General features: G+C 66.2%; 24 protein-coding genes and 1 pseudogene. 3 read left to right on the forward strand and 22 right to left on the reverse strand.

The genetic code is table 11. The annotated features are described in order from the left end of the window. Positions 1-50: 50 nt before the first annotated feature. A complete protein-coding gene (locus tag GGQ59_RS13635; protein WP_183819595.1) occupies positions 51-803 on the forward strand; it encodes a peptidoglycan-binding domain-containing protein in 753 nt (250 codons plus the stop codon). Positions 804-942: 139 nt separating this feature from the next. Here GGQ59_RS13635 and GGQ59_RS13640 read toward each other — a convergent pair whose 3' ends face one another. The 5 genes from GGQ59_RS13640 to GGQ59_RS13660 all read right to left on the reverse strand — a co-directional run bounded on the left by GGQ59_RS13640 (position 943) and on the right by GGQ59_RS13660 (position 5305). Beyond that, entirely contained in the window at positions 943-2076 is a 1134-nt protein-coding gene (locus GGQ59_RS13640; protein ID WP_183819596.1) for an endonuclease/exonuclease/phosphatase family protein, read from the reverse strand. Positions 2077-2508: 432 nt separating this feature from the next. Continuing rightward, positions 2509-2952 (reverse strand): hypothetical protein, encoded by a 444-nt coding sequence (locus GGQ59_RS13645; protein WP_183819598.1) that lies wholly within the window; start codon positions 2950-2952, stop codon positions 2509-2511. Positions 2953-3377: 425 nt separating this feature from the next. Beyond that, on the reverse strand, positions 3378-4730 hold the full coding sequence (locus tag GGQ59_RS13650) for an FAD-dependent oxidoreductase (protein ID WP_183819600.1): 1353 nt from the start codon (positions 4728-4730) through the stop codon (positions 3378-3380). Beyond that, on the reverse strand, positions 4723-4932 hold the full coding sequence (locus GGQ59_RS13655) for a GDCCVxC domain-containing (seleno)protein (protein WP_031556225.1): 210 nt from the start codon (positions 4930-4932) through the stop codon (positions 4723-4725). The genes GGQ59_RS13650 and GGQ59_RS13655 overlap by 8 nt, the downstream gene beginning before the upstream one ends. Positions 4933-4942: 10 nt before the next feature. Further along, positions 4943-5305, reverse strand: coding sequence for a mercuric transporter MerT family protein (locus GGQ59_RS13660; protein ID WP_051882360.1), 363 nt, complete (start codon positions 5303-5305; stop codon positions 4943-4945). Positions 5306-5365: 60 nt separating this feature from the next. Between GGQ59_RS13660 and GGQ59_RS13665 the strand changes: the two genes are divergently transcribed. Next, positions 5366-5785, forward strand: coding sequence for a MerR family transcriptional regulator (locus GGQ59_RS13665; protein ID WP_031556220.1), 420 nt, complete (start codon positions 5366-5368; stop codon positions 5783-5785). A 52-nt stretch (positions 5786-5837) separates the two neighbouring features. Here GGQ59_RS13665 and GGQ59_RS13670 read toward each other — a convergent pair whose 3' ends face one another. From GGQ59_RS13670 to GGQ59_RS13715, 10 genes are all read right to left on the reverse strand, one after another. Continuing rightward, positions 5838-6629: a cation efflux transmembrane domain-containing protein gene (locus tag GGQ59_RS13670; protein WP_031556218.1), complete on the reverse strand. Its 792-nt coding sequence runs from the start codon at positions 6627-6629 to the stop codon at positions 5838-5840. Between the two features lie 2 nt (positions 6630-6631). Continuing rightward, positions 6632-7633 (reverse strand): hypothetical protein, encoded by a 1002-nt coding sequence (locus GGQ59_RS13675; RefSeq protein WP_031556216.1) that lies wholly within the window; start codon positions 7631-7633, stop codon positions 6632-6634. Then, a complete protein-coding gene (locus GGQ59_RS13680; RefSeq protein ID WP_051882359.1) occupies positions 7630-8307 on the reverse strand; it encodes a class I SAM-dependent methyltransferase in 678 nt (225 codons plus the stop codon). The genes GGQ59_RS13675 and GGQ59_RS13680 overlap by 4 nt, the downstream gene beginning before the upstream one ends. Continuing rightward, positions 8307-9215: a cation diffusion facilitator family transporter gene (locus tag GGQ59_RS13685; RefSeq protein WP_051882358.1), complete on the reverse strand. Its 909-nt coding sequence runs from the start codon at positions 9213-9215 to the stop codon at positions 8307-8309. The genes GGQ59_RS13680 and GGQ59_RS13685 overlap by 1 nt, the downstream gene beginning before the upstream one ends. 10 nt (positions 9216-9225) lie before the next feature. Beyond that, on the reverse strand, positions 9226-12348 hold the full coding sequence (locus GGQ59_RS13690) for an efflux RND transporter permease subunit (RefSeq protein ID WP_183819602.1): 3123 nt from the start codon (positions 12346-12348) through the stop codon (positions 9226-9228). A 39-nt stretch (positions 12349-12387) separates the two neighbouring features. Beyond that, complete coding sequence (locus GGQ59_RS13695) at positions 12388-13599, reverse strand: efflux RND transporter periplasmic adaptor subunit (RefSeq protein ID WP_183819605.1); 1212 nt, start codon at positions 13597-13599, stop codon at positions 12388-12390. Further along, positions 13596-14933: a TolC family protein gene (locus GGQ59_RS13700; RefSeq protein ID WP_051881907.1), complete on the reverse strand. Its 1338-nt coding sequence runs from the start codon at positions 14931-14933 to the stop codon at positions 13596-13598. Before GGQ59_RS13700 ends, GGQ59_RS13695 begins: the two co-directional genes overlap by 4 nt. Positions 14934-14987: 54 nt before the next feature. Further along, entirely contained in the window at positions 14988-15356 is a 369-nt protein-coding gene (locus GGQ59_RS13705; protein WP_183819607.1) for a hypothetical protein, read from the reverse strand. Positions 15357-15415: 59 nt separating this feature from the next. Continuing rightward, positions 15416-16138, reverse strand: a complete 723-nt coding sequence (locus GGQ59_RS13710; RefSeq protein ID WP_051882389.1) for a MauE/DoxX family redox-associated membrane protein — start codon at positions 16136-16138, stop codon at positions 15416-15418. A gap of 194 nt (positions 16139-16332) precedes the next feature. Further along, positions 16333-17544: a permease gene (locus GGQ59_RS13715; RefSeq protein WP_031556390.1), complete on the reverse strand. Its 1212-nt coding sequence runs from the start codon at positions 17542-17544 to the stop codon at positions 16333-16335. A gap of 325 nt (positions 17545-17869) precedes the next feature. On the opposite strand from GGQ59_RS13715, the gene GGQ59_RS13720 reads away from it, so the two are divergent. Then, entirely contained in the window at positions 17870-18133 is a 264-nt protein-coding gene (locus tag GGQ59_RS13720; protein ID WP_031556391.1) for a metal-sensitive transcriptional regulator, read from the forward strand. 258 nt (positions 18134-18391) lie between these two features. Here the strand turns inward: GGQ59_RS13720 and GGQ59_RS14795 are convergent. From GGQ59_RS14795 to GGQ59_RS13755, 7 genes and pseudogenes are all read right to left on the reverse strand, one after another. Continuing rightward, a pseudogene (locus GGQ59_RS14795) lies at positions 18392-19600 on the reverse strand (PQQ-dependent sugar dehydrogenase). A gap of 70 nt (positions 19601-19670) precedes the next feature. Next, positions 19671-20576 carry a DUF305 domain-containing protein gene (locus GGQ59_RS13730; RefSeq protein WP_051882384.1) on the reverse strand — a complete coding sequence of 302 codons (906 nt, stop codon included), beginning with the start codon at positions 20574-20576 and terminating at the stop codon, positions 19671-19673. A gap of 134 nt (positions 20577-20710) precedes the next feature. Beyond that, a complete protein-coding gene (locus GGQ59_RS13735) occupies positions 20711-21961 on the reverse strand; it encodes an ATP-grasp domain-containing protein (protein ID WP_031556393.1) in 1251 nt (416 codons plus the stop codon). Then, positions 21958-22416 carry a hypothetical protein gene (locus GGQ59_RS13740; RefSeq protein ID WP_031556395.1) on the reverse strand — a complete coding sequence of 153 codons (459 nt, stop codon included), beginning with the start codon at positions 22414-22416 and terminating at the stop codon, positions 21958-21960. Before GGQ59_RS13740 ends, GGQ59_RS13735 begins: the two co-directional genes overlap by 4 nt. Before the next feature lie 4 nt (positions 22417-22420). Continuing rightward, a complete protein-coding gene (locus GGQ59_RS13745) occupies positions 22421-23791 on the reverse strand; it encodes an MBL fold metallo-hydrolase (RefSeq protein WP_183819609.1) in 1371 nt (456 codons plus the stop codon). A gap of 18 nt (positions 23792-23809) precedes the next feature. Then, positions 23810-24526 (reverse strand): NAD(P)-dependent oxidoreductase, encoded by a 717-nt coding sequence (locus GGQ59_RS13750; protein ID WP_031556398.1) that lies wholly within the window; start codon positions 24524-24526, stop codon positions 23810-23812. Next, on the reverse strand, positions 24523-24933 hold the full coding sequence (locus tag GGQ59_RS13755) for a hypothetical protein (RefSeq protein WP_031556400.1): 411 nt from the start codon (positions 24931-24933) through the stop codon (positions 24523-24525). Before GGQ59_RS13755 ends, GGQ59_RS13750 begins: the two co-directional genes overlap by 4 nt. Position 24934 lies beyond the last annotated feature (1 nt).

A 24934-nucleotide genomic window follows, 5' to 3' on the forward strand; every position in this document is an offset into this window, starting at 1 on the left:
GCCGGAACCAACTTCTCGAGCAGTACGGCCACTGTTCGCTAGCGGACGTGATGATCCTCGAAGTCGACGGTAACGAGGAGGACCGCGCCTTGGTGCTCCGCGCTCGAGAACTTGAGGTCGGGATGCGTTTGAGTCGCGCCGGCTATGGAATCTTACGGGAAGACGGATCTGTGCGCGACGAGGCGGTACGGGAGTGGCAAAAGGCGCACGGACGAGAAGCGACAGGCGAGCTCACGATCGCTGACATCGTGGCGATGGACGACCTCGACGATGCGTTTCCGCCTGAGGAGATCTACTTGCCGCTCAGCGGTGAGGGGCCCGACGTGTTCGCCGCGGATGGTTGGATTAGAGCGCAGGGCACATGGATCCTCGAGGGCGAGACGATTGCGTTCCCGCTCAATAGGCACATCTACGACTGCGACATCGCCAGCGGGTCCTGCACGCACGCCGAGACGGTCCTAGCAACGATCGGACAGGCCAACCATCTGCGGCTGTCGCTCGAGACGCTTCGCATCACGTCGTGGAATCCGCCGGTCCTGACCCTAGAACCCACCGGGCCGCAAGGGTGCCGGCGTCCCGTCATGACGATCAATACGGAAGCGAAGGAGGTCTTCGAGGTCACCACCCAGGCTGGCGACTGCGAAGGCGGCTTTGAGCGGCTCGAACGCCCGAGGGTCGCTCGTCTCGTCGGCTCACAAGAGGTGGGGTATGAGGTTATGGAGGAGAACCGACGTTCGACCTTCGAGCACATGCCAACGGCCGTTCGGTCGTTGCTAGAACGTGCCGGACAGGTTGTAGAGTAGGCAGTGATTCCGAATGGTCGATCGTGCTTACGCGGTCGATCGACGTCGTCCGCGCCCCCTGAGCTGACGGGTGCGCGCTGAGCGGTGTTGCCGTTCGGTCGTTGAGCTTCCGTCGCCAACGCCGGAACCGGTGGCCAGCTCAGTCCCGGTCCTCATCGGCGAGGTCGAGCACGACGGGGCAGTGGTCCGACAGCACTTCGTAGGCGGCCGGTGGTGACGCTTCGGGGAAGCGCTCTCCGTTTCGCGCCGCGCAGATCCCGCTGACCGAAACGAGCCGCGCCTCGCGCTCCGCTATGCCGGCCGCGACGACGATATGATCGAGCGCGCCGCACTGGCCGCGGTAGTATTCCGTGCAGGGGATGTCGGTCGGCATCAGCACGAAACCAGGCGCTTCGTTCGCGGCGATCTGGCTCAGCGCTTCGATCTCGCTTGGGCCTTCCATGATGCCGTCAGCGCCCATGGTGTTGAAGTCGCCCATGACGATGAGGTCCCGGTCGCGCTCAGAGGCGAAGAGGCGGGAGAACAGCCCGTCGAGCCGATCGTAGGCCTCTTGGCGGGTCCGGAAGTCCTTCTCGCCCCTGCCGCTGTCGAGGTGGACGGCAACGAGGGAGAAGTCCGCCCCGCCTTCGGTCAAGGATCGCACGTAGGCCGCCCGGCCGGGGCGGAGGTTGCCGGCGCAGGGATCGATGGGGCCGAGCGAGGCGCCGTTCATCTCCCACGCGTCGGACGCGCGCTCGAGTCGGACGCGGTCGGCGTCGTAGAGGAAGCCCGTATGCTGCTGTCCTTCGCCGCCGCAGTCCTGAAGGTCGACCTGCCACTCGCCGCCGGCGTAGTCCCGAAACGCGTCCGTCACGACCGCCCAGGCGACATCGCTGGCCGCGGTCGTCTTGATCTCTTGAAGCGCGATGACGTCCGCATCCAGGAAGGCAAGTGTGCAAGCGAGCCAGCCCAGGTCGGTGCCGGCGTCCTCCCTCGGCGTTCCGTCCGGGAACCAGCGGATGTTCCACGTCGCAAGGCGCAGCTCGCCGTCGTTCCGGCCGCCCTCGAAGCGCGCGCCAGAGCGCACGGCATCGTCGCAGGCGGCGGGCGAGGCGAAGGCGACCGACGACTGGTCGTCGGCGTCATCCCCGCCGGCGGTTCCTGGACCCGCTGAGGGCAGGGCGCTCCGAGGCGCGTCGCTGCGTGCAGCGCCGTCTGGCGCAGGCTGCGTGCAGCCCGCGAGAGCCAGGCTCATGACCGAGACGTAGAGGCGGAGGGGGAGGTGCTGGCGCATGGGCATGGTCTGCCGCCGTTGCGCGAGCCTAGCAAGAACTCCCCTCGATGAAGTCGAAGGCGTCGGTTTCCCCTAGAAGGGAAGCTGTTGAGTTGCAGAAGTCAATGCGACTGACGGCCGAACATCACGTGAACCAACTGCCTCACTCAAGGCGACTGCGTAAGAAGTCGAGGCGACCATTGGCCTTTAGATCTTGCCGATTAGAGAGACGGCGCTGGAGAAGGTCCGTGCTCTTTGCGGCGTAGCGGCTCGTGATAGAAGGAGGGGCCTTGCACATGTTCGGACGCATGGTCTTGTGTTCAGTCGCATCGACTTATGCAATCCGACAGCGGGCATGGCGGCGGAGAAGGAGCGGAGACCGACGACTACGGACGACTACGGCAGGGCGAACGGCGACGGTAGAGAGCCGCCGGAAGCACGCTTTCCGCAACGCTAATTTTGTGAGGCCGGAAGCGTTTGCCTCATGGCATCGATGACGCTCTTCTGGAACAAGCTCGCGTCGACACAGATGGAGAGGTTGTTCTGAAGGTCGGCAACGGCTTCATCCGGTGCCATCTCGAAGTTCGCGATGTACTGTGTGATACGGGTTTCGATCATACCCGTCGTCATAGGAGCAGGCGCGTCGTAGTGCAGGCTGCCGATGAAGAGCGAGACCATCTCCGCACCGTTCGCAAGGTTCCTTCGGAACTCCGCTGACGCCGGCTTATCAGGTTCGAACAACTCAGCTTCCACACGGTACGATGCCGCGCAGTTGGCAAACAGCTCGACGACGCCGTAAGCTTCTTCTGGTTTGTTGTATTTCTCGCTCAGTTCGACAAACATCGCCATCTGCGCGTCTGTCGGTTCCTCGACTTGTACAATCGCTGCGAACATCATTCCGCCCCCTAGAACGGCCAGGAGTGTGGGGGCGAGGTGATCAGCCTGTCAATTCGGCTCTCGAACTCGCACCGACAAGCTTCCCGGTCTGTTGCTCCCAGTTAGAACTGACAGCTTAACCGCAAAATAGAAGTGTCACCGCCATACGGGGAGGGCGAGGAAGCCCTCGATCGAATGGTAAACGAAAGCGTCGGACCGGCAAAGCACGAGGTTTCATTTTGGAAGCCGCTGACGCGGCTAGCAGACCGCGCGTCAGCGCGGCGCCTTCCTGGCACGAGTGCCGCGCAGCGGCCCTGACGATAGGACCCAAACCCTCAGCGTCGCGAAGCGACCCTGTTTGCCAGGCATTTTCACCAGGATAGGCTTCAGGTTCTGCAGAGAAATGAGGCAGTACGAGCCCCAGTCCGTTCGGTCGCCGCCTTGCGTCAGCCTAGCATAGAACTCACATCCGAGCCGTGCGTCGGGTAGGCGCTCTGCATGCGCCGAAGGTTCGCAGCTTTCAGTCCGGAACGCATGGCCAGCGCGAACAGGTTCGCGACCTCCGCTTGTCCGTAGCCGAACAGGTGAACGCCGAGCAGTTCGTCCGTCGTCTTGTCCACGATCACCTTCGTCGCGCCGACCTTCGCGCCGATCCTCTGGTTCGAGTACCAGGCGGACGTTTCGTTGAAGCGGACGTCCACGTCGCGGTCTGACTGGCGGGCGTCCTCCTCGGACATGCCGATCCGCACGATCTCGGGCAGGGTGAAGGCCACGCTCGGCACGCCCGCGTAGTCCGCCGTCCGGTGATCGCCCTTCAGGACGTTCGACGCGGCGACCGCACCCTCGTGCACGGCGACAGGGGTGAGCGGCAGCCCGTCCGTCGCGGCGCAGTCGCCTGCGGCGTAGACGTTCGGGTTCGTTGTCGAACGCAGGTGCTCGGTCACCGTGATGCGTCCATCCCCGTGCGCGACGTCAGCCGCTTCCAAGTTCAAGTGCCCGATCTCCGGCACGCGTCCCGCGCCGTTGACGACCAGGTCGGCCTCGATCTCGATGCTCCCTCGGTCCCGGTCCAAAGTCGCGACGAGACCGCCCCCACGCCGTTCGACCTTCGCGAGCGACGCGCCGAAGGCGAAGTCGATGCCTGCTTCCTTCGAGCTTTCGACGAGCCGGTCGACGAGGTCGGGATCGAATGCCTTCAATGGCCGCTTGCCCCGATCCGCGACGGTGACGGACGCCCCGGCCCGCGCGGCGATGTGCGCGAACTCCATCGAGACGTAGCCGCCGCCGACGAAGAGGATGCGGCGAGGCAGCTCTTCCAGCTCCAAGAACTCCGTCGAGTCCGTCAGGTGTTCGGCGCCGGGAACGTCGAGAGACCGAGGTCGCTGCCCGGTCGCGACCAGGACTTTCGCGGCTTCGACTTCTCGCTCGCCGATCTGCAACGCCGCCGGCCCCACGAACTGGACCGCTCCGTGCAGCGTGACGACGCCTGCCTCGTCCAGGCTGCCCTCCATCTTCTTGGGGACGGGATCGGTGAAGGAGCGCTTGTGCGCCATGAGATCGGCCCATTCGATGCGAGGGGTATCGCCGATGCCTTTCCCTGCCATCAGGCGCGCCGCCTCCACGACCTCCGCTCCCCGCCGCAACATCTTCTTCGGGTCGCACCCTCGCAACGCGCAGGTGCCGCCGTAGGGCCGCTCGTCGACGACGGCGACGGACAGGCCGGCGTTGACGCACTTCTTCGCGGCGTTCAGGCCCGCCATGCCGACGCCGATGACGACGAGGCCGAACTTGTCAGGCACAACAGCTTCCTTCCTGGATTGGGGGGCAGGGCGTGTCGCCGAACGAGCAGTAGACGCAGCAACCGCCCTTGTTCGGGCGCAGGACCACCCCGCAGCCCTTGCAGTCGTAGAAGAACTGGCAGGCGTCGATCGGCATCTCGTCCGTGCTCCGGTGCCCGCAGGACGGGCAGGTCAGCGTCGAGGTCAGTTTGATGTCGGTCATGGGGCCTCGGTCACAGGGTCTGGGCCCACCGCAGGAGGTCGCGCTCGAAGGCGGGGAGGATGAGGGCGGCGGCAAGGACGGCGGTGCCGAGCGTCAGAAGGACGATGACACGCATCCTGGGCCGCCCACCCCGGAATGCGCGGAACGCCGCCCAACCGAGAAGGCCGACCGCCGCGAGCAGGAACCAGGGGCGGAGCGGAGCGAGCACGGTCAGGCTTCCGGCGAGCGCCGCGCCGACGCCGAGCTGGATCAGCACCAGCGGCAGCACGCAGCACGACGCGCCGACAGCAGCCAGGACGCCAGCCACGATGCCGCTGGACGCTGCCGCGCCGCCGTCGCTTCGGCCGCTTCGTTCGGGATCTGTCGTTTCCATCCCATCGCCTGTACGACCTGTAGCCACTACAGGTTCAACCCCCATCTGACCGAGGCGGCGATGCAGGACGGCTTACCCATCGGACGCCTTGCCGAGCGGACAGGCGTGAAGGTGGAGACCATCCGCTACTACGAACGGATCGGGATCATGCCGATGCCCGACCGAACTCAGAGCGGGCATCGCCGCTACGGCTCGGCGCATATCGCTCGCTTGCGGTTCATCAAACGCGGGCGCGAGCTTGGCTTCCCCTTAGAGGACGTGCGTTCCCTTCTCGGGCTTGAGGATGGCCCGCCGTCATGCGCCGAGGTCCACGAGGTCGCTATCCGGCACCTAGACAGCGTTCGGCAGCGTATCGAGAACTTGCGGTCGCTGGAACGGACGCTTGCGAGCGCCGCCGACGCCTGCGCGCTTGGCGACGTACCGGACTGTCCTGTCATCGACGCGCTGAGTTCGAACCAGACCATAGGCACTTGGGACTAGCTGCGCGTCCAGGACGGTCAGGGTCAATTCGTGTCTGCGTTCGACCTCGCCGTTACAGCTTCAAGATTCGCCGCGCGCCGTTCGCGACGACGATGAAGATGAAGGCGCCCGCGAGCAGATCCGGCCAAGCCGCGCCCGTCGCCCAGACGATGAGCGCCGAGGCGATGACGAGGCCGTTCACCTTGATGTCATTGGAGGTGAAGATCCAGCTCGCCTCGACGTGCGCCTCGCCGCGACCGGCCTTCCTAAGCACGAGGAGAGTGACGACGTTGCCGATCAGCGCTAGGGTCGCGACGACGATCATCACGGTCACGCCCGGCAGCTCGTCCCCCGTGACGAAGCGGCGGACAACCTCGATCAGTCCGAACAGCGCCAGGCCGAGCTGCAGGTAGCCGCTGGACCGGGCGAGGCGCTTCTTGCGCAGCGCCGTGCCGCCGACGGCCGCGAGGCTGAGGGCGTAGACGAGCGCGTCGGCCAGCATGTCGAGCGAGTCCGCGACGAGGCCCATCGAGTCCGCGATCAGGCCCGCCGCCAGCTCGCCGACGAAGAAGGCGGCATTGATGGCGAGAGCGATGGCGAGGGGGCCGCGCTGGCGTGCGTCTTCAGCTTCTGGTAGCGGCGTGTCGGCCTCCGTCTCGCCCGCCTGCTTTGCACCCATGCCGAGCGTCCGCATCGCCTCGGCGACCGGCGCGACCTCGCCCTCGTGCCATACCTGTACCTGGCGCGCATCGAGATCGAAGCGAAGGTCCTGAACGCTTTGCACGTCCGCGAGCCGCATTCGGATCGCTTGCTCCTCGGACGGACAGTCCATGCCGGGAACGGTGAAGATGGTCCTGTTCGGCATGGTCATCTTAGCCCCAAAATGAGTGCGGCGACGAGGTAGACGAACAAGGCGCCTCCGAAGGCGTATAGCTGCCCCCGCCTGAACCCTGCCGTGCCAGTTGCGTCCTTCGTTCGCTTGATCGCGACCGCGTAGTAGGCCGGCATGAACGCAGCGAAGACGACGGAAAGGGCGGTCAGCGGTACGTCCTGCAAGCTGAGCCCGACGAGCGCCGGCGGGACGAGGGCGAGGGTCATCGTCACCGAGTTGTCGCCCAGCGTGCTGGTGATGCCTGCGTCCACCTCGCCGCGCCGCGTGACCTTCCACGTCGCGAACACCTCCGGCAGGGTCGCGACCGGCGCGGTGACGAGCAGCCCGCCGACGATGAGCGGGATGCCAAGCGCCTCGACGATGCGCTCGGTCGCCGTCACCGCGAGGTAGGTGCTGACCGCGATCGCGACGATGCCGGCGACGGCAAGCATGACCTCCTTGCGTTCCCAGGAGACGTCCTCGCGGTCGGGCCGGTTCCGGAACGCAGCGTTGGCGAGGTAGGCGAGGTAGGCCGGTCCGATGATGGCGGCGTCGATCGGCTGCAAGCCCTGCCAAGGCGGCGGCAGGACGAGGAGGCCGACCAGAAGCACGACGAGCGTGTTGGGTACGGCGTGAACGATGATCGCTTCTTCCGAGACGGCGATCATCTTCTGATCGCGGTGCCGGACGTGACCTTCGTGGCCGGGCAACTCCTTCTTCCGCGTCGCGACGTAACCGGTCGCGACCATCAGCGGGATAGCGATGACGTTGCTGCCGAAGGCCACACCGAGCCCGATGTCGCCGACACCTTGGATCGCGCTGACCAGGTTGATGCCGACCTCGGGGGATGCCGAGGCCAGGCCGACGAGCGCCCCGCCTGCGACGGCGGAGATGCGGAGCTGAGCGCGTGCCTTCTTCAGGACGGCTGCCGCCTGCTCCGCGCCCCAGTGCGCTGCCCAGAGTGAGACTCCGAGGAGGGCGAACCAGAGTACGATCATGGCTCGCCATTTCCGAGAGAGGTCAGGCCCTGTGCCTTCTCGCCGACGTAGCTGTAGGCAGCGCCCAAGAGGTGTTCACGGAACGAGCGCCTATCGAAATGCTGGTCGGCTGCGGTCCAAGGCCTGAAGTCCTCGTAGTCCCTGCTCACCCCGAACGGCTTCGTCGCGACAACGCCAGCCTCGACGAGCCAGTCCGGCCAGCCTTCCGGATGCTTCAGCCCGAGAAGGCCAACTCGACCGCCGACAGGTAGGCGCTCGGCCAACCCCTCGATCACCTCATCGTAGGCAGGCACCATCTCGAGACCGAAGGTGGAGAGCACCGCCGCAGCCTCGTCAGGGAGCTGATAGTCCCTCACGTCGGCCTGAACGAGTTGGACGTTGGCGAGACCGGCGGCGCGCACTCGCTCTCTCGCTTCAGAGAGCATCCCTTCGGAGAGGTCTACGCCGATGACGGCGCCTCGCGACCCGACGGCTGACGAGAGTTCCTCCAAGTTCACGCCTGTGCCGCAGCACAGGTCGACCACCGTCGCACCTTCGGACAGGCCCAGTTCCGCCACCAGCCGACTCTGATGGCGACCGAAGCCAAGCGCGCGGAACGCCAAGGTCAGGGCGTCGTAGTGACCCGCGCGACGATCGTAGAGGTGCTGGACCTGTCCAGCATCGAGGATTCCCATCAGGCCGGGCCGAGCCGGGCGCCGGCTCCCTGACCTTCCGTCACGTCGATCTCGGCGGTGACGTGATCGACGTCGAACCGCTCGTGCAGCAAGGCCTTCACCGCCTCGCGCATGGCGCGGTGCTCCGTGCCCGCCTCCGCGTCGATCTCAAGCGTCAGCATCGGCCGCTCTTCGGTGATGGACCAGGCGTGGATGTGCCGCACTTCCGTCACGCCGGGGACGCCCTCGAGGATCGCGGCCTTGATCTTCTCCGCCTCCAATCCTTCCGGAGCGCTCTCCAGAAGGATGCTCGCGCTCTCCTTCACCACTCGGTAGGCGGCTCTCAGGATCAACGCCGTGACGAAGACCGACAGGATCGGGTCGATCGGCATCCAGCCGGTCAGCATGATGACGATCGAGGCGACGATCGCGCCGACCGAGCCCAGGAGGTCGCCCAGCACGTGCAGCGCGGCGGCGCGGACGTTGAGGTTCGAGCCCTCGCCTCGGGTCAGCATCCAGAAGGCGACGATGTTCACCGCGAGCCCGGCGACGGCGACCCAGAACATGAGCCCGCCCAAGACCTCGACGGGCTCGCGGAACCGCTTGACCGCCTCGTAGAAGATCCACGCCGCGATCAGGAACAGTGACAGCCCGTTCACGAAGGCGGCGAGCACCGAGAAGCGGTCGTAGCCGTAGCTGCGCTTCCAGGTCGCCGGTCGCCGCGAGAGACGGATCGCCCCCCAGGCGAGCAGGAGGGAGGCGAAGTCGGTCAGCATGTGACCGGCATCAGCGATGAGGGCGAGCGAGCCGGATACTATGCCGCCGAAGACCTCGGCCAACATGAAGCTGCCGGTCAGCACGGCGGCGATGGCGATCTTCCTCTCGTTGCTCGCCGTGGCGCTGACGCCGTGATCGTGTCCTTGTCCCATGTCTGCCTCCTCAGGCGTTCGCCGTCCGCAGAGGCGCCGGGCCGAGCCGGGTTCGACTATTGTCCTCCGTCGGCTTCGGCGCGAACCATCGATGCAGTGCCGGCAGGACGAGCAGCGTCAGCACGGTGGAGGTGACGAGGCCGCCGACCACGACCGTCGCAAGCGGTCGCTGCACCTCCGCGCCGACCCCGCTCGCGAAGAGGAGGGGGCCAAGGCCGAGCGCGGTCGTCAGAGCTGTCATCAAGACGGGACGTGCCCGCAGCACCGCGCCGTCCACCGCGAGCGCGTCGAGCGGGCGGCCCTCTCTCGCGAAGCGGTCGAGATAGCTCACCAGCACCATGCCGTTGCCAAGGGCAATGCCGAACAGGGCGATGAAGCCGACCGTGGCAGGCACGGATACGGGCAAGCCGACGATCCACAGCGCGATCGCGCCGCCGACCAAGGCGAGCGGGATGTTCAGGAGGATCAGGAGTGCCGACTTCAGCCGCCCGAAGGTCACGAGCAGGATGAGGAGGACGATGCCGAGCGTGATCGGGATGACCACGGCGAAGCGCTTGTTGGCCTGTTGTTGCAACTCGAACTGCCCGCCCCAGACGACGCGGTAGCCGGGCGGTAGTTCCAGTCCATCCGCCGTCAGGCCTTGCGCCTCCTCGACGAAGGACCCGATGTCGCGTCCTCGCACGTTAGCCTGAACCGTGATGAAGCGCTGCCCGTCCTCGCGAGTGATCTGACGCGGACCGACGACCTGACGCACGTCCGCCACGGCCTCGAGCGGGACGAGCGCGCCCCCCGGTGCCTTGATTACCAGGCGCCCGACCGCCTCGGGCGTGTCGCGCGACGCCGCCTCGTAGCGGACCACGACGGGGAACTGCCGCACTCCCTCGAAGAGCGTGCCCGCCTCCTCGCCGCCGATCGCCGCGCGGACGGTCGACAGAGCCTGCTCGACCGTGATGCCGAAGCGGGAAAGCGCCTGGCGATCGAGATCGACCTGAAGCTGTGGGGCGCCCGTCACCTGGTCCATCTGGACGTCCGCCGCCCCCGGCACGTCCTGCAGGATGCCCTGCAGCGTGCCCGCCGCCGCGATCAGCTCGTCCGTGTCAGGGCCGAAGATCTTGACGGCGAGTTCCGCCTTCGTGCCGGTCAATAGCTCGTCGACCGACATGGCGATGGGCTGGCTGACGTTGACGAGGATACCGGGGAAGTCCGACAGCTCTTCGGACAGCGCCGCCCGGAGATCGTCCGGCGAGAAGCCGGGTCGCCATTCGTCCCTCGGCTTCAAGGCGAGGAAGCTCTCGCCGCTGTTGGTCGGGTCGGCATGCGCGCCGACTTCGCCCCTGCCGATCCTGGTGACGACGCGGTCGACTTCGGGGAAGGCATCCAGGATGCGCTTCTCGACCCGCGTCATCGTCGCCTCCGCCTCGGTCAGGGAGATCGACGGAGCCATGGTCGTTCGCAGGAGGATGTCTCCTTCCTCGAGCGTCGGCGTGAACTCCGACCCCAAGCGGGGAAAGACCAACGCGCCCGCGACGAGGATGATCCCTGCGAGGCCGAGCGCCGCCATGCGCCGCCGCACGAAGAAGGCAGCGTAAGGACGGATAGAGCGACCGATTCGTCCCTCGTCGTCCGTCGTGCCTCCGGTCTTCGGCTGCATGACCCAGCCCGCGATGGCGGGCGCGATCAGGCCGGCGTAGATCAGCGAGCCGGTCATTGCGAGCGCGGCCGAAGCGGCGAGGGGCCTGAACGTCTTCCCCTCGACGCCCTGCAGGGCGAAGAGCGGCAGGAAGACGACGATCACGACGGCCACGGCCGCGAGGAGCGGGCCGATCACTTCCGTTACGGCTTCGGCGACGGCCGTGCGACGGTCCTCGCCCTGGCTTTCCCGCAACACGCGGTCGACGTTCTCCGCGATGACAATCGCGCCGTCGACCATCATCCCGATGGCGATGGCGACGCCGCCGAGCGACATGAGGTTGGCCGAGACGCCGAGCAGCTTCATGCCGAGGAAGGCGAAGCCGACCGAGAACGGAATCGACAGGACGACGACGAGGCTCGGCCGCCAGCCGCCCAAGAACGCGAAGATGAGGACGGCGACGAGCAGGGCACCCTGCCACAAGGCCGTCGTCACCGTGGACGACGCCGCGTTCACGAGCGTCGCTTGGTCGTAGTAGGCGACCGCGCGTACGCCGTCGGGCAGCGTCTCGTTGATCTCGGCGAAGCGCTCGCTGGCTCGCGCGATCACGTCGGAGGTGTTCGTTCCGTAGAGCTTGAGGACGATGCCCGCGACGACCTCGCCCTCTCCGTCCGCCGTGGCGAGACCCTGGCGCACGCCGCCGCCGATCGCGATCTCGGCCACGTCGGAGACGCGAACAGGTGTGCCGTCCACGGTCTTCAGGATGGCGGCCCCGAGGTCGGGAATGTCCTCGGCCAGGCCGATGCCGCGCACGACGTACTGCTCCGAATCGACTTCCAAGTACTGGGCGCCAGCGGTGCGGTTGCCCGCCTCTAACGCCGTCACCACGTCGGAGACGGTGAGATCGTAGCGGAGAAGAGCGTCCGGCCGAATACGGACCTGGTACTGCTTCTCGTAGCCGCCGAGCGACAGGACCTCGGTCACGCCGGGCACGGACTGCAGCTGGTACTTGATCAGCCAGTCCTGGATCTCGCGCATCTCGATCAGGCTGCGGTCACCGGTTTCGTCGACCAGCTGGTAGTAGAGGATGATGCCGAGGCCCGTGCTGATCGGGCCCATCTGCGGCTCGCCAAACCCTTCGGGGATCGCGTTCCTCGCCTCGGCCAAGCGCTCGCCGACGACCTGCCGAGCGAAGTAGACGTCCGTTCCGTCCTCGAAGTAAATGTTGAGGACGGAGAGGCCGAAGTTCGAGACCGAGCGGATCTCCTCGACCTTCGGCAGTCCGGACATGGACGTTTCCAGCGGGTAGGTGACGTAGCGTTCGACCTCCTCCGGCGCGAGGCCTTCAGTCTCCGTGAAGACCTGAACGAGGGAGGGTGTGACGTCGGGAAAGGCGTCGACCGGCAGGGAGCGGAATGCCCAGATGCCGGCGATGGTGATCGCGACGGCGGCGAGCCCGGCAAGGAGCCGCCCGCCCGCGACGCGGTACATGAAGTTCTGCATGATCGTGTCCTGATGCGTTGAGAGAGCGGGGCTGCTGGCCTAGTGGCCGTGCCCGTCGCCGAAGCCGGCCTTCTCGAGTTCAGCCTTGAGGGTGAACGCCCCCTCGGCGACGAAGGCCTGGCCGCGTTCGAGCCCGGAGACGATCTCCACCTCGTCCCCGACCTGCCGCCCCGTCTCAACGCCGACGGCACCGAACCCGTGATCGGTCGGCACGAAGACGACCTCACCGCCTTCGAACGCCACGACCGCGCCCTTAGGCACGGTCAGCGCCTGCTCTGAACTGCCGGTCTCGAGGCTCGCTGTGACGAACTGACCGGGTCGCAACGCTCGTTGCTCATTCTCTAGGATGACGCGAGCCGTGGCGGTGCGAGAGCCCTCCGAGAGCTGCGGCATGACGAAAGCCACTTCGCCGATGGCGATCTGACGGCCATTCTCGCCGTTCAAGACGACGCCGGCACCCGGTTCGATCCGGCCGAGGTCGGCGGCATAGACCTGAACGTCCGCCCAGACGACGCTGTCGTCGGCGACGACGAAAGCGGGCGCGCCGCCCTCGGTGCCTCCCTGGACGGACTGGCCTAGGCTGAGCGTCCGTTCGATCACGCGGCCGGCAATCGGCGAAGTGATCCGGTAACGCCCTGCCGCCCCGTCGGAGCCGCTAACCAAGCTTTCGATCTGATCGTGATCGATGCCTGCCGCGTGAAGAGCCGTCTCGGCCGCCTCCCGGCGCGCGGTGGCCATGGCGGCCTCCTGCTCGGCCTCGGCGAACTCCGCCTGCGAGGTGATCGCTTGATCGAGCAGCTCGCGCTCACGGGCCAGCGTCGAGTCGGCGAAGCGCTCGGCAGCGCGGGCCCCGTGGTAGTCGGCCATGAGGGCCGCGAGGCGCCCGCTGTCGAGCACGGCGAGAACCTCGCCAGCCTCGACGAGGTCGCCCTCCGTCGCTTCGAGAGAGCGGACCACGCCGTCGACGCGCGGTGCGATGTAGGCGACCCGGTCGGCGGCGAACTTGATCTCGGCCGGCAGCTCGGTCCGCTGGCCGAGCGCGGAGAGGCTTGCTCGTTGGATCTCTATGCCAAGCGCCGCGGCGTCTGCCTGGTCGATCTCGACCTCGTCGCCGCCCTCTTCGTGCTCCTCGTCCGTGCCTTGGCCGATCGCTGTCTCGGCGTCAGCTTCCGGTTCCTGGGAATTGCTGTCGCCGCAGGCGGCCAGGGCGACGAGGAGGGCGATCATGGATGCGGTTCTGAGCACGGTCATCGATCCGTCTCCTGACAGAATGTAGGTGAGAATGGCGGTAGTCCGGCCAGGGCGCTGACGTCCGCTTCAGCGTCCCTGGCAGCGAAGCCAGCAGCGATGACGGCGCGCTGAACGCCGATGAAGGTCGCCTGCGCGTCGAGGGCCGTCGTCAGGTCGAACTTGCCGGCGCGGTAGCCGGTCCGGGCCGCGTCGGCTGCGGCCCGGGCGGCAGGCAATGCCTCATCGGCCAGCGCCGCGCGCCTCCTGTCCGTCGTGCGAGCGGTGACAAGCGCCCTCTGGGCCTGACCCATCAGCCGGGCAGCCGTAGTGCCCGCACGATAGTCCGCGCCGCGGGCGCGAGCCGCTGCGGCGCGCCGGTTGCCCTGGTTCCGGTCGAAGAGCGGCAGAGGAACACTCACTCCAGCGACAAGCGCTTCCGTCCCGTCACCTTCGAAGCGCCTGACGCCAAGGGTCGCCGTCAGGTCGGGATAAGCGTTCGCCCTCGCGGCCCGCCTCTCGGTGAAGCGAGCCTCACGGTCGGCCTCAGCGAAACGCAGCTCTGGATGGTCTCGCACCCGCTCGGCTACGAGACTGGGCGAGGGCAGAGTGATCGGCGCCAGGAGGTCGGCGGTCTGGATGGCGGCGGGCTCGCTGCCGCCCCAGAAGCTCGACAGCGCAAAGGCGAGCGCCTCGGCCTGAGCCCGTGCGGCCGCTGCAGCAGCGTCTGCGTCTGCCCGAGCGGCGACAGCGCGGTCGAGCGCGGTGCCAGGGCTTTTTCCGGCCTCGACACGAGCGCCGACCGCGTCGGCAAGTTGCCCAGACAAGACAGCGGCTTCTTCGGCGAGTGCGGCTGCCTGCTCGGCAGCGGCGAGCTCGTAGAAGACGGACGCCGCCTCGCGCTCCAGAGCCCGCAACGTCGCGTCGCGGTCAGCCTCGGCAAGGGCGGCGCGAGCGAGCGCGGCACGCCGCTCTGCACGCCGCTTCCCGCCCAGACGGAAAGTCTGGCCGATCGACACCGTCGTCTCGGCGAAGTCGTAGCCCGGTAGAGGACTTGCGCCGCCGAAAGCGTCACCGGCAAAGTTCTCAGCTTCGACGGAGAGGACAGGGTTGGTCCACAGACCGGCCTGCTGAGCCTCATGGCCCTGCGCGACAGCTTCCAGGGCTGCGCTTTGCACCTCCGGTGATGCGGCGCGGACGGCTTCCAAAACCGCTGGCAGGGAATATGGCTCGTTCGCCGGCAAGAGGTTGCCGATCTGTTCCGTCGCACCGGAGCAAACCTCCTGTGCGACCGCTGGCACGGCCGTCAGGTTGGCGAGAACCGCGATCGCGGCTCCGCCAAGATAGGGGGATGGCATAGAAGTTCCTTCGCGTGAATGACCATTGGACGCGCCAGATGGCGCAGCGTCAGGTCAGACGCGAGGGGGCCGGAAGAGGCCGTCGGGGCGAGACGGGAGCGGTCCGGCCCGATGCACGAGCACAAAGCCGGAGACGACCGGTGCGCCGATCCGATCGAGATCAGAGGAGATGCCGAGCGCATGTCCGTGACAAGGCCCACAAGGTGCGTGAGCTGGATGGTCTTGCTCACCCTTCTCGACCTGACCTTCCGACGAGTCGTCGTTAGGCTCGACATCGAGGAGGCTGTGCACCCCGGCGGGATCCTCGCCCGCATGCGCGAACGCCTCGGACGTCTCGTGCGCAGCGACGGCCGCGCTGCAGAGCTGCCACATGATGGCAGTCAGCAACGCGACGATCCTGAAGAGGCGTCCGTGAGGGCTCATAGAGGCTACCTAGGCACGAATCCGCTGAAGAGGAAGTTCACGCACCGCGATCAACCAAGTCACGAAAGGAAGAGCAGCTTGATCGGCATCCAAAGCCCCATCGCGATCATCACCAGGTTCTCGGTCAGACTGACAAACCCCAGCGGGACGTTGGACCCCCCGCCCACGCAGGCGCACTTCAGCTCCCGCTTCTTCACGTAGACGGCCTTGAACACGGAGTAGGCCCCGACGGTACCGATGAAGAGCGCGATGGGCGAGCCGATGAGGCCGAGGATCCCGCCCGCGATCATCAGAACGGCGGCGATCCCTTCCGCGAACGGGTAGACGTACCCGTAGGTGGGGCTGCGCTGTGCCAGCACGTCGTAGTTCAAGAACATCGTCGAGAATCTCTCGACGTCGCGGAGCTTTTGCACCGCTAGCATCGCCATCGAGAACGCAGCGAACCACTCGACGCCGCGCACGGAGAAGATCGTCCCAAAGGCGTAAAAGGAGGTCGCCAGGGCCATCAGCGCGGCGACGCCGAAAATAACCAGGACGGGGGTGTAGGTCGTCTCCTTGTCGGCCTGGGTCGTGATGCCGAACCGCTCGCGCAGGGCGTCGTAGCCGCCGATGCGCTCGCCGCCGATGAAGGTCTGGGGCGTGGTGTCCACGTCGTGCTCCGCCTTGAAGGCGTCGGTCTCCTCCCGCGTCGTCAGCCAGTGGTCCTCGACCTCGTAGCCGCGGCGCTCCAGCAGCCACTTGGACTTCCGCCCGTAGGGGCAGACGTGCTTCTCCATCACCATGCGGTGCAGGACGGCCTTCTTGGCGGCCTGGTCGTCCGTCTGGACGGAGGGCGCGCTTTGGTCGCTGGGCGTCGCAATCGCTGACATGATCTATCTCCACATTCTGATACCGTTAGGGGGTATATGTAATGGACGGTGCTTCGTGCGAGGAGAGGCGAGGTGCTACCCGTGACGACGCTGCGAACGTTCCCCCGTCATCCAGCGCCGATCCATCCGACCATGAGCCCGCCGGCAAGCCACAGGTATGCGAACATCGCGAGGTAGAAGAGGACGGTCTCGGCGATGCCGTCGCCGGTCGTCAGCTCGATGCCCTTCGTCGCGATCTTCCACGCGAAGAACCCGGCCGTCAGCGTAAGGAACGCCGCGTTCAGCCAGAACGTATAGTCGATCTTGAAGAACTCACGGTCCGTGACCGAGCGCACGTCTTCAGCGGACGGCAGGAGACCGAGCAGGTCGAAGCCGTAGTGCAGAATCAGCGCCGTTGCGACAAGCACAACGAGAAAGACGCTGAGGATATAGAGCGCCATCTTCCAGCCGTAGTATTTCGCGTTCACACGCAAAACCGGGATTACAACGAGGTCGGAGAAGATGAACGCCATGATGCCCGCGAAGGCGACGCCGTTGCCATAGAGGACGGCAGCGAGCGGGATGTTTCCCATCGAGCCGATGAAGGTAAAGAAAGCCGCTACCGGGCCGACGAGAGACTGCGCGACGAGTGCCCAAAAGCCGGGATCCTCTCCGCCAACGAACAGCCACTCGAAAAAGCTTCTCGGCACGAAGGCCGCGACGATGCCCGCCACGGTGAAGCCGATGGTCACGTCTTTCCAGACCATCGCCCACTCCATGTGGTAGCGGTTTGCGATCTGCCGCCAGCCAGCCTTGGAGCGAATCTTCTTCTTCCAGTTCGGGGTCTCGCCTTCCTCTCCGTCATCGCCTTGCTGCTCCTTGGCGTGCTCGCGCGCTTCCTCGATCGGCGCGAGCTTCCGGGTGACACTGACGACGAGCCACATGCCGAGGATCAGGAGAGCGCCGCCGATATACTCGCCGACCACGAACTGCCATCCGAGGAAGATACCGATGATGATGCCGAGCTCGACGACGAGGTTGGTGGATGCGAGCAGGAAAGCGAGCGAGGGTACGAGCCCGGCGCCCTTGGCGAAGAGCGCCCTCGTGCCTGATAGCGCCGCGAAGCTGCAAGACGAGGAGACGAAACCGAAGAAGGTGCCCAACGCAACCGACTTCGGCCCGTCTTCACCCATCGTCTTCTGCATGCGCTCGCGTGTAACGAGCACCTGGATCATGGACGAAATAAGATAGCCTAGGCCGAACGCCCAGAATGCCGTCCAGAATAGGCCAAGCGCCGTGATGGCGCTCTCGTTCCAGATCTGGAGAAAACCGTCGTCCATTGCATCGCCTCGATTCGTTAGTAGCGTGAGAGAGGGGCGGCAGGTCTGTTCTCCCGTCCTTGATCAGGTAGTGCCTCGTCTGGAACGATCGTTATCGCAGCGATTTTCTCGAGCTTGGCGATGCACCGGGAGACATTCTCCGTATGCATCCGGCACCAGTCGTACTTTCCCTCCCGGCGAAGACCTTCATCTCTACTCCAGGGTTCGTCGGCTCCTTCACGAGCTCGCGCGACGATCTAGTGAGGACAACCCCAGGGGGGTATAGGTTCCGAGCGCTTTCTTCCCGATGTGATACCGTTGAAGCACGAAGGCGCGAGGAAGCAGGGTGGCGAAAGAAACGATCGACAGGCTGCGACGGATCGAAGGCCAGGTGCGCGGCATCGCGGGCATGATCGAGGACGGGCGCTACTGCATCGACGTGCTGCACCAGCTCTCCGCCGTAAAAGCCGCCCTGCGCCGCGTCGAGAGCGAGGTGCTCAAGAACCACGCTGCGACCTGCGTCGAGGACGCGGTGCGCTCGGGCGACCCGGAGGCGCAGCGCGAGAAGGTCGCAGAACTGATCGACCTCTTCGAGAAGCAGCGGCGCTAGGCGCGCCTCCCGCGCCGCAGGCGTAGACGCCGTCGTAGCCGACGCGCAGCGGCGTGCCCGTGTCCAACTCGAAGACGAGGCTCGCCGCCTCGCCGTCCAAGCGATCGATCGCGAGCCGCGCACCGGACGCCTCGAGCGTGGCGCCGTCAGTGATCGAGGCGTCTCCGGCCGTCAGCGGCACGAGGTTGCCCATCGGCTTCATAACGCCCTGGCTGTTCCTGCGGCGAGCAACGAAGACGTCTGCCCCGCACCCGGCTGTCACTCGGCCGGCACGAGGTGCAGCAGCTGCCCGCCCTTGCCGTGCTTCTCGTCCTCGAGGATCCAGACGGTGCCGTCCGGGCCCTGCTCGATCTCGCGCAGGCGGTTGCTGAACACCCAGCGCTCGGACTCGCAGACCTTCCGGCCATCCCAGTGGCAGTCCATGGTCACGCGAACGAGTGCCCTGGAGTTGAGGCCGGTGACGAGCGGGCTGCCCTCCCAGCCAGGAAAAGCGCCGCCGGTGTACCAGATCATGGCCGAGGGGGTGATGACGGGGTTCCAGAACTCGTCGGGTCGCCTGAACTTTTCCCTCGTGTCGTGCTCGGGGATGTCCGACCCGTCGTAGTTGTCGCCGTTCGAGACGACCGGCCAGCCGTAGTTCTCGCCCCGCTCGATCAGCTGGAACTCGTCGCCGCCCTTGGGGCCCGTCTCGGTCTCATAGAGCTCCCCGTCCGGTGCGAAGGCAAGGCCAAGCAGATTCCTATGGCCGTAGGACCAGATTTGGTCGGTCGGGCTGCCCCGGTCCGCGAAGGGGTTCCCAGGCGCCGCCTCGCCGCCCGGGGTCAGACGCAAAACCGCGCCAAGGTTCGAAGAGAGATCCTGCGCGGGCTCTTTCTTCGCGCGCTCGCCCGAAGTCAGGTAGAGGTAGCTGCCGTCCGGACTGAACGCCATCTTGTAGCTGTACTGCTTGCAGCCCGTGACGAACTAGGACTGCCGCCAGATCGTCTCGAAACCGTCCAATCGCATCGTGTCCAGGTCCAAACGTCCCCGTCCCATTGCCCCGCCGCGCGTGTCGCCATCGCCTGCCTCCGCGTAGGTCAGGTAGACGATGCCGTTCCGATCGAAGTCCGGATGCAGCGCCACGTCGCCGAGCCCGCCCTGGCCGCAATCCTCGACCGCTGGCAGGCCCTCAATGGGAGCTGAGACCGCTCCGTCTTGCGTGACGAGATGCAACTCGCCCGGCTTCTCCGTCACAAGCATCCGACCGTCGGGCAGGAAGGTCATCGCCCAAGGCTGGTTCAACTGCGCCAGCGCGCGGACTTCGAAGGGGCGGGAGATGGGTTCGTCACGCGTTAGCTGCGTCGTACTTGCCGTCGCGGCGGCAGAGCTTCCTGCAGGAGTGACCGTGTCGTCTGCCGCCTCCGTCGCGGCGCAGGCCGTCAGCACCAATGCGGCGGTCGTCAGGGTGGCAGTCGTACGGATCATCATGGTCTTCCTCCTTGAAAGGTGGGATTTCGGCTGGACGTAGGCAGCCAAGCAGACGGCAGGTTAGCCCCTTTCAGGCCGCGCAGACGTAGACGCCGTCGTAGCCGACGCGGAGCGGCGTGCCCGCGTCCAGCTCGAAGACGAGGCTCGCAGCGTCACCGTCCAAGCGATCGATCGCGAGCCGCGCGCCGGGCGCCTCGAGCGTGGCGCCGTCAGTGATCGAGGCGTCCCGGGCCGTCAGCGGCACGAGGTTGCCCATCAGCTTCATTACGCCCTGACCGTCCGAGCCGATCGCGACGAGGGCCTGCTGGCCTTCGGAGAAGCGGAACTCGCAGGCGGGGCTCGGCACGACGCGTGCGACCTCCTCCGGCGTCATGCCGCCTACGTCGAGCGACGAGACGCCGGGCTGCGACAAGGCTGCCCGAACGGACCGAACCACCGGCGTCGACCCCTCCGCCTCGCCCAGCGGGTAGCCGTCAGTCGCTTCCCCGTCCTCGCGGATGGACCGGATCAGGTACTCCATCTCGGCGATCTCCTTCTCCTGCGCGGCGATGATCTCATCGGCGAGCTTGCGCGCTCGGGGGTCGGTGATGTCCGCGCGCTCGGACACCATGATCGCGATGGAGTGGTGCGGTATCATCGACTTCATCCAGCTCTGGTCCTCGACCGTGACCTGGCTGCGCATGAAGTACAGACCCACCAGCCACAGGACGCCCGACGCGACGAACAGCGCGATGTTGACGCGGCGGTCCTTGTACATGTGCAGCATGAAGGCGAGCATGATCGCCAGCATGGTCCCGAACATCAGCGTGGACATGAAGAAGCGCGTCTCGGAGAGGTGGAAGTCCCCCCAGCGGTAGATGTTCAGGTACATGAAGAAGTACATGAACACCGTCGAGGTCAGCACCATCGTGAGCAGACGGCCGTAGCTCTTCCAATCGATGCTCTTCTCGTCCGAGCCGTGATCGCCGTGGTCCATGGTTCCCTCGTTCTCTTCGTGCGAGCGCGTGACGTTGCCGCCCTTACCCCTACCAGGTAGGAGTGCCTTGTTGCGGGAACGGCTCCTAGCCCCTCCTGGTTCCCCCCTCCGCGAGGTTCGCGCACAGGGCGATGTCAGCCTACGAAGACCGGTGCGAAACCGCCGCCTTCGGTCAGCATGTTGGTCGCCTGCCCCTGGTAGATGCGCGCCGCCGCGAGAAGGACGGTGCCGGCATGCGTGTAGAGACGGACGTCGACCTTTCGTCTCACGGTCTCGCCATCTAGCTCGACGGAGCGTTCCGGCGCGGGGACGAAGGACTGGGCGACGTAATCGGCGTCGACGATGTCCCTGAAGACCGAGCGGGTCAGCTTCGCGCCGCGATAGACGCCCTTGCTGGCATGGCTGGCTACGGGTTTGAAGAACAGAGACTTCCGCGCTGTCCACAGACTTTCCGCGTCGCTCGCTGTGACGGCGACCGTCCGCGGGATGAGCCGTAGAGCGGAGAGGTCGGCATCGCTCGCCCCCAGGCCGCGCATACGATCGGGGTCCGAGAGAAGGGTCAGGTTCCGCTTGTGCGCGAGGAGGGCATGGTGCCGAGGCGAAGGCGAGACCAGAGCGGTTGCCTCATCATAAGCCCATCGCAGCGAAGCATGCCCTGGGTCGGACAGGCCGAAGTCGGTCGATCTGTTGTAGACGAGGTCGACTGCACCCTTCCCACCGACCAGTCGATCGCCAGCCGCCGAGAGGCGCGACGGATCAGCGACCTCGACAGCGATGCCGTGCCGTTCGAGCATGGCCTTCGCGAGCTCGAACTCCGGATGGAGGAACTGTGCCGAAGGCGCATCGTCGACGATCGCGACGCTTTTGAGGCTGCTTGTACGCCCGGCGAGCCACCATTCCCGACGGAAGGCTTGGGTCACGCCTTCCTCGAAGCGTTCAGCGGGCTCCTGGTCGTTCCAGCAATGGCAAGCGGCTTCCGCGGCCGCTGCGCACAAGAAAGCGCCGCCGGCGTTGGTGTTGATCTCGATGAGGCGTGGCCCTTCATCGGTCAGATGGAAGTCGTACCCCATGAAGAGACCTTCGCCGTGCGACTGGCTGTCGAGCGCAGAAGGTGCCCACTGGGAGACCGCTTCGCGGTAGGCCGGCAGGCGCGAGAGGGCTTCGACGACGCTGACGAGGTCGGTCATCGCCTCGAAGTCGGTTCGAGGGACGCGGACCGAGAAGCCCGCGAAGAGATGCGGTTTGTCGGCGAGATGGCGCCCGAAGAAGCCTTCCTCGCCCGCCAGGCGGTCGACCGCGTCGACCAGTTTCGGGCGTTCGATGCTCTCACAGCTGCAGACGCTGCGGAGGTCCGAGCGACAGTCCGGTGCCGCGAAGCGTTTCATGTCGGCGACGCGGCACAGAGCATTCGCCTGCTCAGCGGGATCAGGGCCAGCGGCACGAGGAGCCACTGAAGGACGGGGGACACACCGATCCCAAGGCCAGGCAGGATCGGCATCAGCTCGCCGTAGGACCAGCGATCCCAGACCTCCGTCGCCAGGTACTCCGCGATGAGGGTGATCCCCACGCCGACGATCAGGAACGTCGCTATCGTCTTCGTCGCCGGGGAAGCGATCCAGTGGCGACTTCGGCCCGCGACTGCAGCGCACCAGAACGCGACGAGCACGATCCCGACGTCGCCGAAGGTTGCGATCGTGCACGTCTTGACCGCCTCCCAATGCGGCGCATCAGGTATGTCGCCGTAGAGCGGCACCTGCCAGAACTCCCAAACGAAGTTCAGAAGGAACCCGAACAGCGCGACGGGCACTTCGGGGGTGTCGAAGACCGACCGCTTCGCCATCACGTCAGCGTCCTTCGATCGTCCGGTAGCCGCCGGCCTTCCACGCTTTCATCGACCCGAGATAGACGTCGACGTCGGTCCAACCTGTCTGCAGCAGGATCGAGGCGGCGATCGAGGCGCGTGCGCCGCTCCCGCACATGACCGTGACGGGGGCGTTCTTCGCGAGGCTCTCCGCCGCGCTCGGCAACTCGCCGACATAGGCATGCTGAGCGCCTTCCACATGGCCCGCTTCGAACTCGTCGACCGATCGGACGTCGAGGAGCGTCCACCGATCGGCGCGCTGATCGACGCGCTCGTTGACGGCCTGCGTATCTACGAGGGGGACCGACGCGAACGCCCTGTCCTTCGTCGCCACCGGCACGATGCCCGCGTGGTAGCCCACGACGCGGTCGTAGCCGATGCGCGCCAGCGTGCGGGTCGACCCCGCCGCTTGATCGGCGTCACGCGCGACCAGGACGATGTCGCGATCCGCGTCCAGGAACCAGCCCGCGAAGGCCGCGATCATGTCCGACGGGATGCAGTAGGCGCCGGGCACGTGCGCGCCGGCGAAGTCCGCGACGCCGCGCACGTCGACGAGTTGGGCGCCGCCGAGGTCGTAGAGCGCCTCGGGCCCCACGGGCGGCGGCAGCAAGTCGCGCGGGCTGCGCCCGCCGCCCTCGGCGTTGAGCTGCTCCATCAGCCGGAAGTAGGGGGGCTGGTAGTGATGCTCGGCGACCTTCGCGTCGATGAAGGCTTCCCGGTCCTCGATCCGAAGGCGGGGATTGTTCGCCCGCTCGTGCCCCAGCGTCGAGAACTCCCGGTCCGCCATGCCAGACCCGCAGACGGAGCCCGCCCCGTGGGCGGGATAGAGGATGGCCTGATCGCCGAGGCTCAGGATCTTCCGCAAACTGTCGAAGAGAAGTCCTGCCACCTCGCGCTTCCGGTCGGGGTAGAAGTCGGTCCGTCCGACGTCGCCGACGAACAGGGCGTCGCCGGTGAAGACGCCGACCGCGCCGTCGTCATAGGACGAATCGTGGAGGGCGTAGGACAAGCTGTCGTCCGTGTGGCCGGGCGTCTCCAGCACCTCGATCCGTGCGTCGCCGAATGCGAAGCCGTCACCCTGGCGGGCGGTGTCCGCATAAACGATCGGCTCCGCAGGGTTCGGGCCGTGCCAGATTTTGGCGCCCGTCACGCTTGCCAGAGCGGGCGCGCCGGAGACGAGGTCTTCGTTCCGGTGCGTCTCGAAGATGTGGACGATCCGCATGCCGTTGCGGCGGGCAAGGTCCAGATAGGCTTCGATGTCGCGCCGCGGGTCGATGACGGCCGCCTCGCTGCCCGAGCCGAGGAAGTAGGACAGATGGGCGAGGCCGTCGGACTTGATTTTCTCGAGGATCATAAGGGTTTCCTTTCCGGACTAGAGTTCGATGCCGACCATTGCGGCGACCTCGCGGGATAAGGCAGCCGGGCTTTCGTCGAAGGCGTTCTCCGTTCTGCCGAGAGACGGCTTTGCGCGTACCCAGTCATCGGTGACGACCGCATCGAGGAGGAAGTGAGCGAGGTCTGCGTTCCGTGTACGAAATACATCTGCAGGCAGGCGGCGATCCTGGACTTCGTAGCTTCCGCTGCGTGGCTTCTCGAGCAGCCAACCGGGCCGGACCGCTGTCCAGTCGAGGCGAGAGTTCTCTAGCTGGTCCTCCATCTCCCGCATCTCTTCCAAGATCGCCGACAGGGCAGGAATCACGCTGGCGCGAAACCACGCAGGCAAGCGCTCGTCCTTCTCGACGAAGGCGGCCGAGATCACGCAGAGCCGTGACGCACCCGTCTCGGTCATTGCGGCGACGATGTTCGCGGTTCCTTTCGAGTAGAGCGGCGGGGGATCGGTCATCGCCGCAGGCGAGAAGCCGAGACCGAGCGCAGACACGACCCGGGGGTGGCCCTTCAGATGCTCGGTCAGATCGTCTTCCAGGACGTCGACCTGGCGGTGAACGGCCCCATCATCCTCCGCCCGATCCGGGACTGTGTGATCGAGCCCAAGCACCGTCAGTCCCCGGTCGACCGCTTGGTTGAGGACGTGCGTGCCGGTCTCGCCGCTTGCGCCGAAGACAACGAGGTCGAAGTTTTGGCTGCTCATGGGCGCGTTCTCCAGCCGATACGACCACTTGCGTCGGATTTAAGTGTCAGGAAGGCGCCGACGGCGAGCGTCAAGTCCGCCCCGATACAGAGGCCGGCCCACCAACTAGGTGCCGGGGTTCCGAGCTGTGCGACCCCGACGTCAAAGCCAGCGTGGACGGCAAGAGCGACAGGCAGCACTAAGGGACGCCGGACGTAGCCGTAGAACGCCGCGCCGATGAAGAGCGCTGCGATACTCGTATTCACGGCCAGCGTCGCTGAGTCGGTGCCGATGGCGAAAACTGGGTAGAAGAAGGCGATCGCCATCAGGAGCGTTGCGTAAAAAGCTCTCTCCTTTCCGAGGCCTGTCCACCATGATACCGCGAGGAACGGGACGGCAAGACTGATTCCGATCAGGATGGGCTCCATG

Source organism: Parvularcula dongshanensis (genome assembly GCF_014199615.1).
GTDB lineage: Bacteria > Pseudomonadota > Alphaproteobacteria > Caulobacterales > Parvularculaceae > Parvularcula > Parvularcula dongshanensis.

What these genes read in the sequence shown, in the direction of transcription:
- GGQ59_RS13750 (WP_031556398.1), bottom strand. Translation starts at nt 24,526, where the DNA reads ATGAGCAGCCAAAACTTCGACCTCGTTGTCTTCGGCGCAAGCGGCGAG.
- GGQ59_RS13675 (WP_031556216.1), bottom strand. Translation starts at nt 7,633, where the DNA reads ATGATCGTACTCTGGTTCGCCCTCCTCGGAGTCTCACTCTGGGCAGCG.
- GGQ59_RS13665 (WP_031556220.1), top strand. Translation starts at nt 5,366, where the DNA reads ATGCAGGACGGCTTACCCATCGGACGCCTTGCCGAGCGGACAGGCGTG.
- GGQ59_RS13745 (WP_183819609.1), bottom strand. Translation starts at nt 23,791, where the DNA reads ATGATCCTCGAGAAAATCAAGTCCGACGGCCTCGCCCATCTGTCCTAC.
- GGQ59_RS13705 (WP_183819607.1), bottom strand. Translation starts at nt 15,356, where the DNA reads ATGAGCCCTCACGGACGCCTCTTCAGGATCGTCGCGTTGCTGACTGCC.
- GGQ59_RS13685 (WP_051882358.1), bottom strand. Translation starts at nt 9,215, where the DNA reads ATGGGACAAGGACACGATCACGGCGTCAGCGCCACGGCGAGCAACGAG.
- GGQ59_RS13715 (WP_031556390.1), bottom strand. Translation starts at nt 17,544, where the DNA reads ATGGACGACGGTTTTCTCCAGATCTGGAACGAGAGCGCCATCACGGCG.
- GGQ59_RS13660 (WP_051882360.1), bottom strand. Translation starts at nt 5,305, where the DNA reads ATGGAAACGACAGATCCCGAACGAAGCGGCCGAAGCGACGGCGGCGCG.
- GGQ59_RS13735 (WP_031556393.1), bottom strand. Translation starts at nt 21,961, where the DNA reads ATGAAACGCTTCGCGGCACCGGACTGTCGCTCGGACCTCCGCAGCGTC.
- GGQ59_RS13670 (WP_031556218.1), bottom strand. Translation starts at nt 6,629, where the DNA reads ATGCCGAACAGGACCATCTTCACCGTTCCCGGCATGGACTGTCCGTCC.
- GGQ59_RS13645 (WP_183819598.1), bottom strand. Translation starts at nt 2,952, where the DNA reads ATGATGTTCGCAGCGATTGTACAAGTCGAGGAACCGACAGACGCGCAG.
- GGQ59_RS13710 (WP_051882389.1), bottom strand. Translation starts at nt 16,138, where the DNA reads ATGGTGATGGAGAAGCACGTCTGCCCCTACGGGCGGAAGTCCAAGTGG.
- GGQ59_RS13680 (WP_051882359.1), bottom strand. Translation starts at nt 8,307, where the DNA reads ATGGGAATCCTCGATGCTGGACAGGTCCAGCACCTCTACGATCGTCGC.
- GGQ59_RS13695 (WP_183819605.1), bottom strand. Translation starts at nt 13,599, where the DNA reads ATGACCGTGCTCAGAACCGCATCCATGATCGCCCTCCTCGTCGCCCTG.
- GGQ59_RS13700 (WP_051881907.1), bottom strand. Translation starts at nt 14,933, where the DNA reads ATGCCATCCCCCTATCTTGGCGGAGCCGCGATCGCGGTTCTCGCCAAC.
- GGQ59_RS13655 (WP_031556225.1), bottom strand. Translation starts at nt 4,932, where the DNA reads ATGACCGACATCAAACTGACCTCGACGCTGACCTGCCCGTCCTGCGGG.
- GGQ59_RS13690 (WP_183819602.1), bottom strand. Translation starts at nt 12,348, where the DNA reads ATGCAGAACTTCATGTACCGCGTCGCGGGCGGGCGGCTCCTTGCCGGG.
- GGQ59_RS13740 (WP_031556395.1), bottom strand. Translation starts at nt 22,416, where the DNA reads ATGGCGAAGCGGTCGGTCTTCGACACCCCCGAAGTGCCCGTCGCGCTG.
- GGQ59_RS13640 (WP_183819596.1), bottom strand. Translation starts at nt 2,076, where the DNA reads ATGCGCCAGCACCTCCCCCTCCGCCTCTACGTCTCGGTCATGAGCCTG.
- GGQ59_RS13730 (WP_051882384.1), bottom strand. Translation starts at nt 20,576, where the DNA reads ATGGACCACGGCGATCACGGCTCGGACGAGAAGAGCATCGATTGGAAG.
- GGQ59_RS13755 (WP_031556400.1), bottom strand. Translation starts at nt 24,933, where the DNA reads ATGGAGCCCATCCTGATCGGAATCAGTCTTGCCGTCCCGTTCCTCGCG.
- GGQ59_RS13635 (WP_183819595.1), top strand. Translation starts at nt 51, where the DNA reads ATGATCCTCGAAGTCGACGGTAACGAGGAGGACCGCGCCTTGGTGCTC.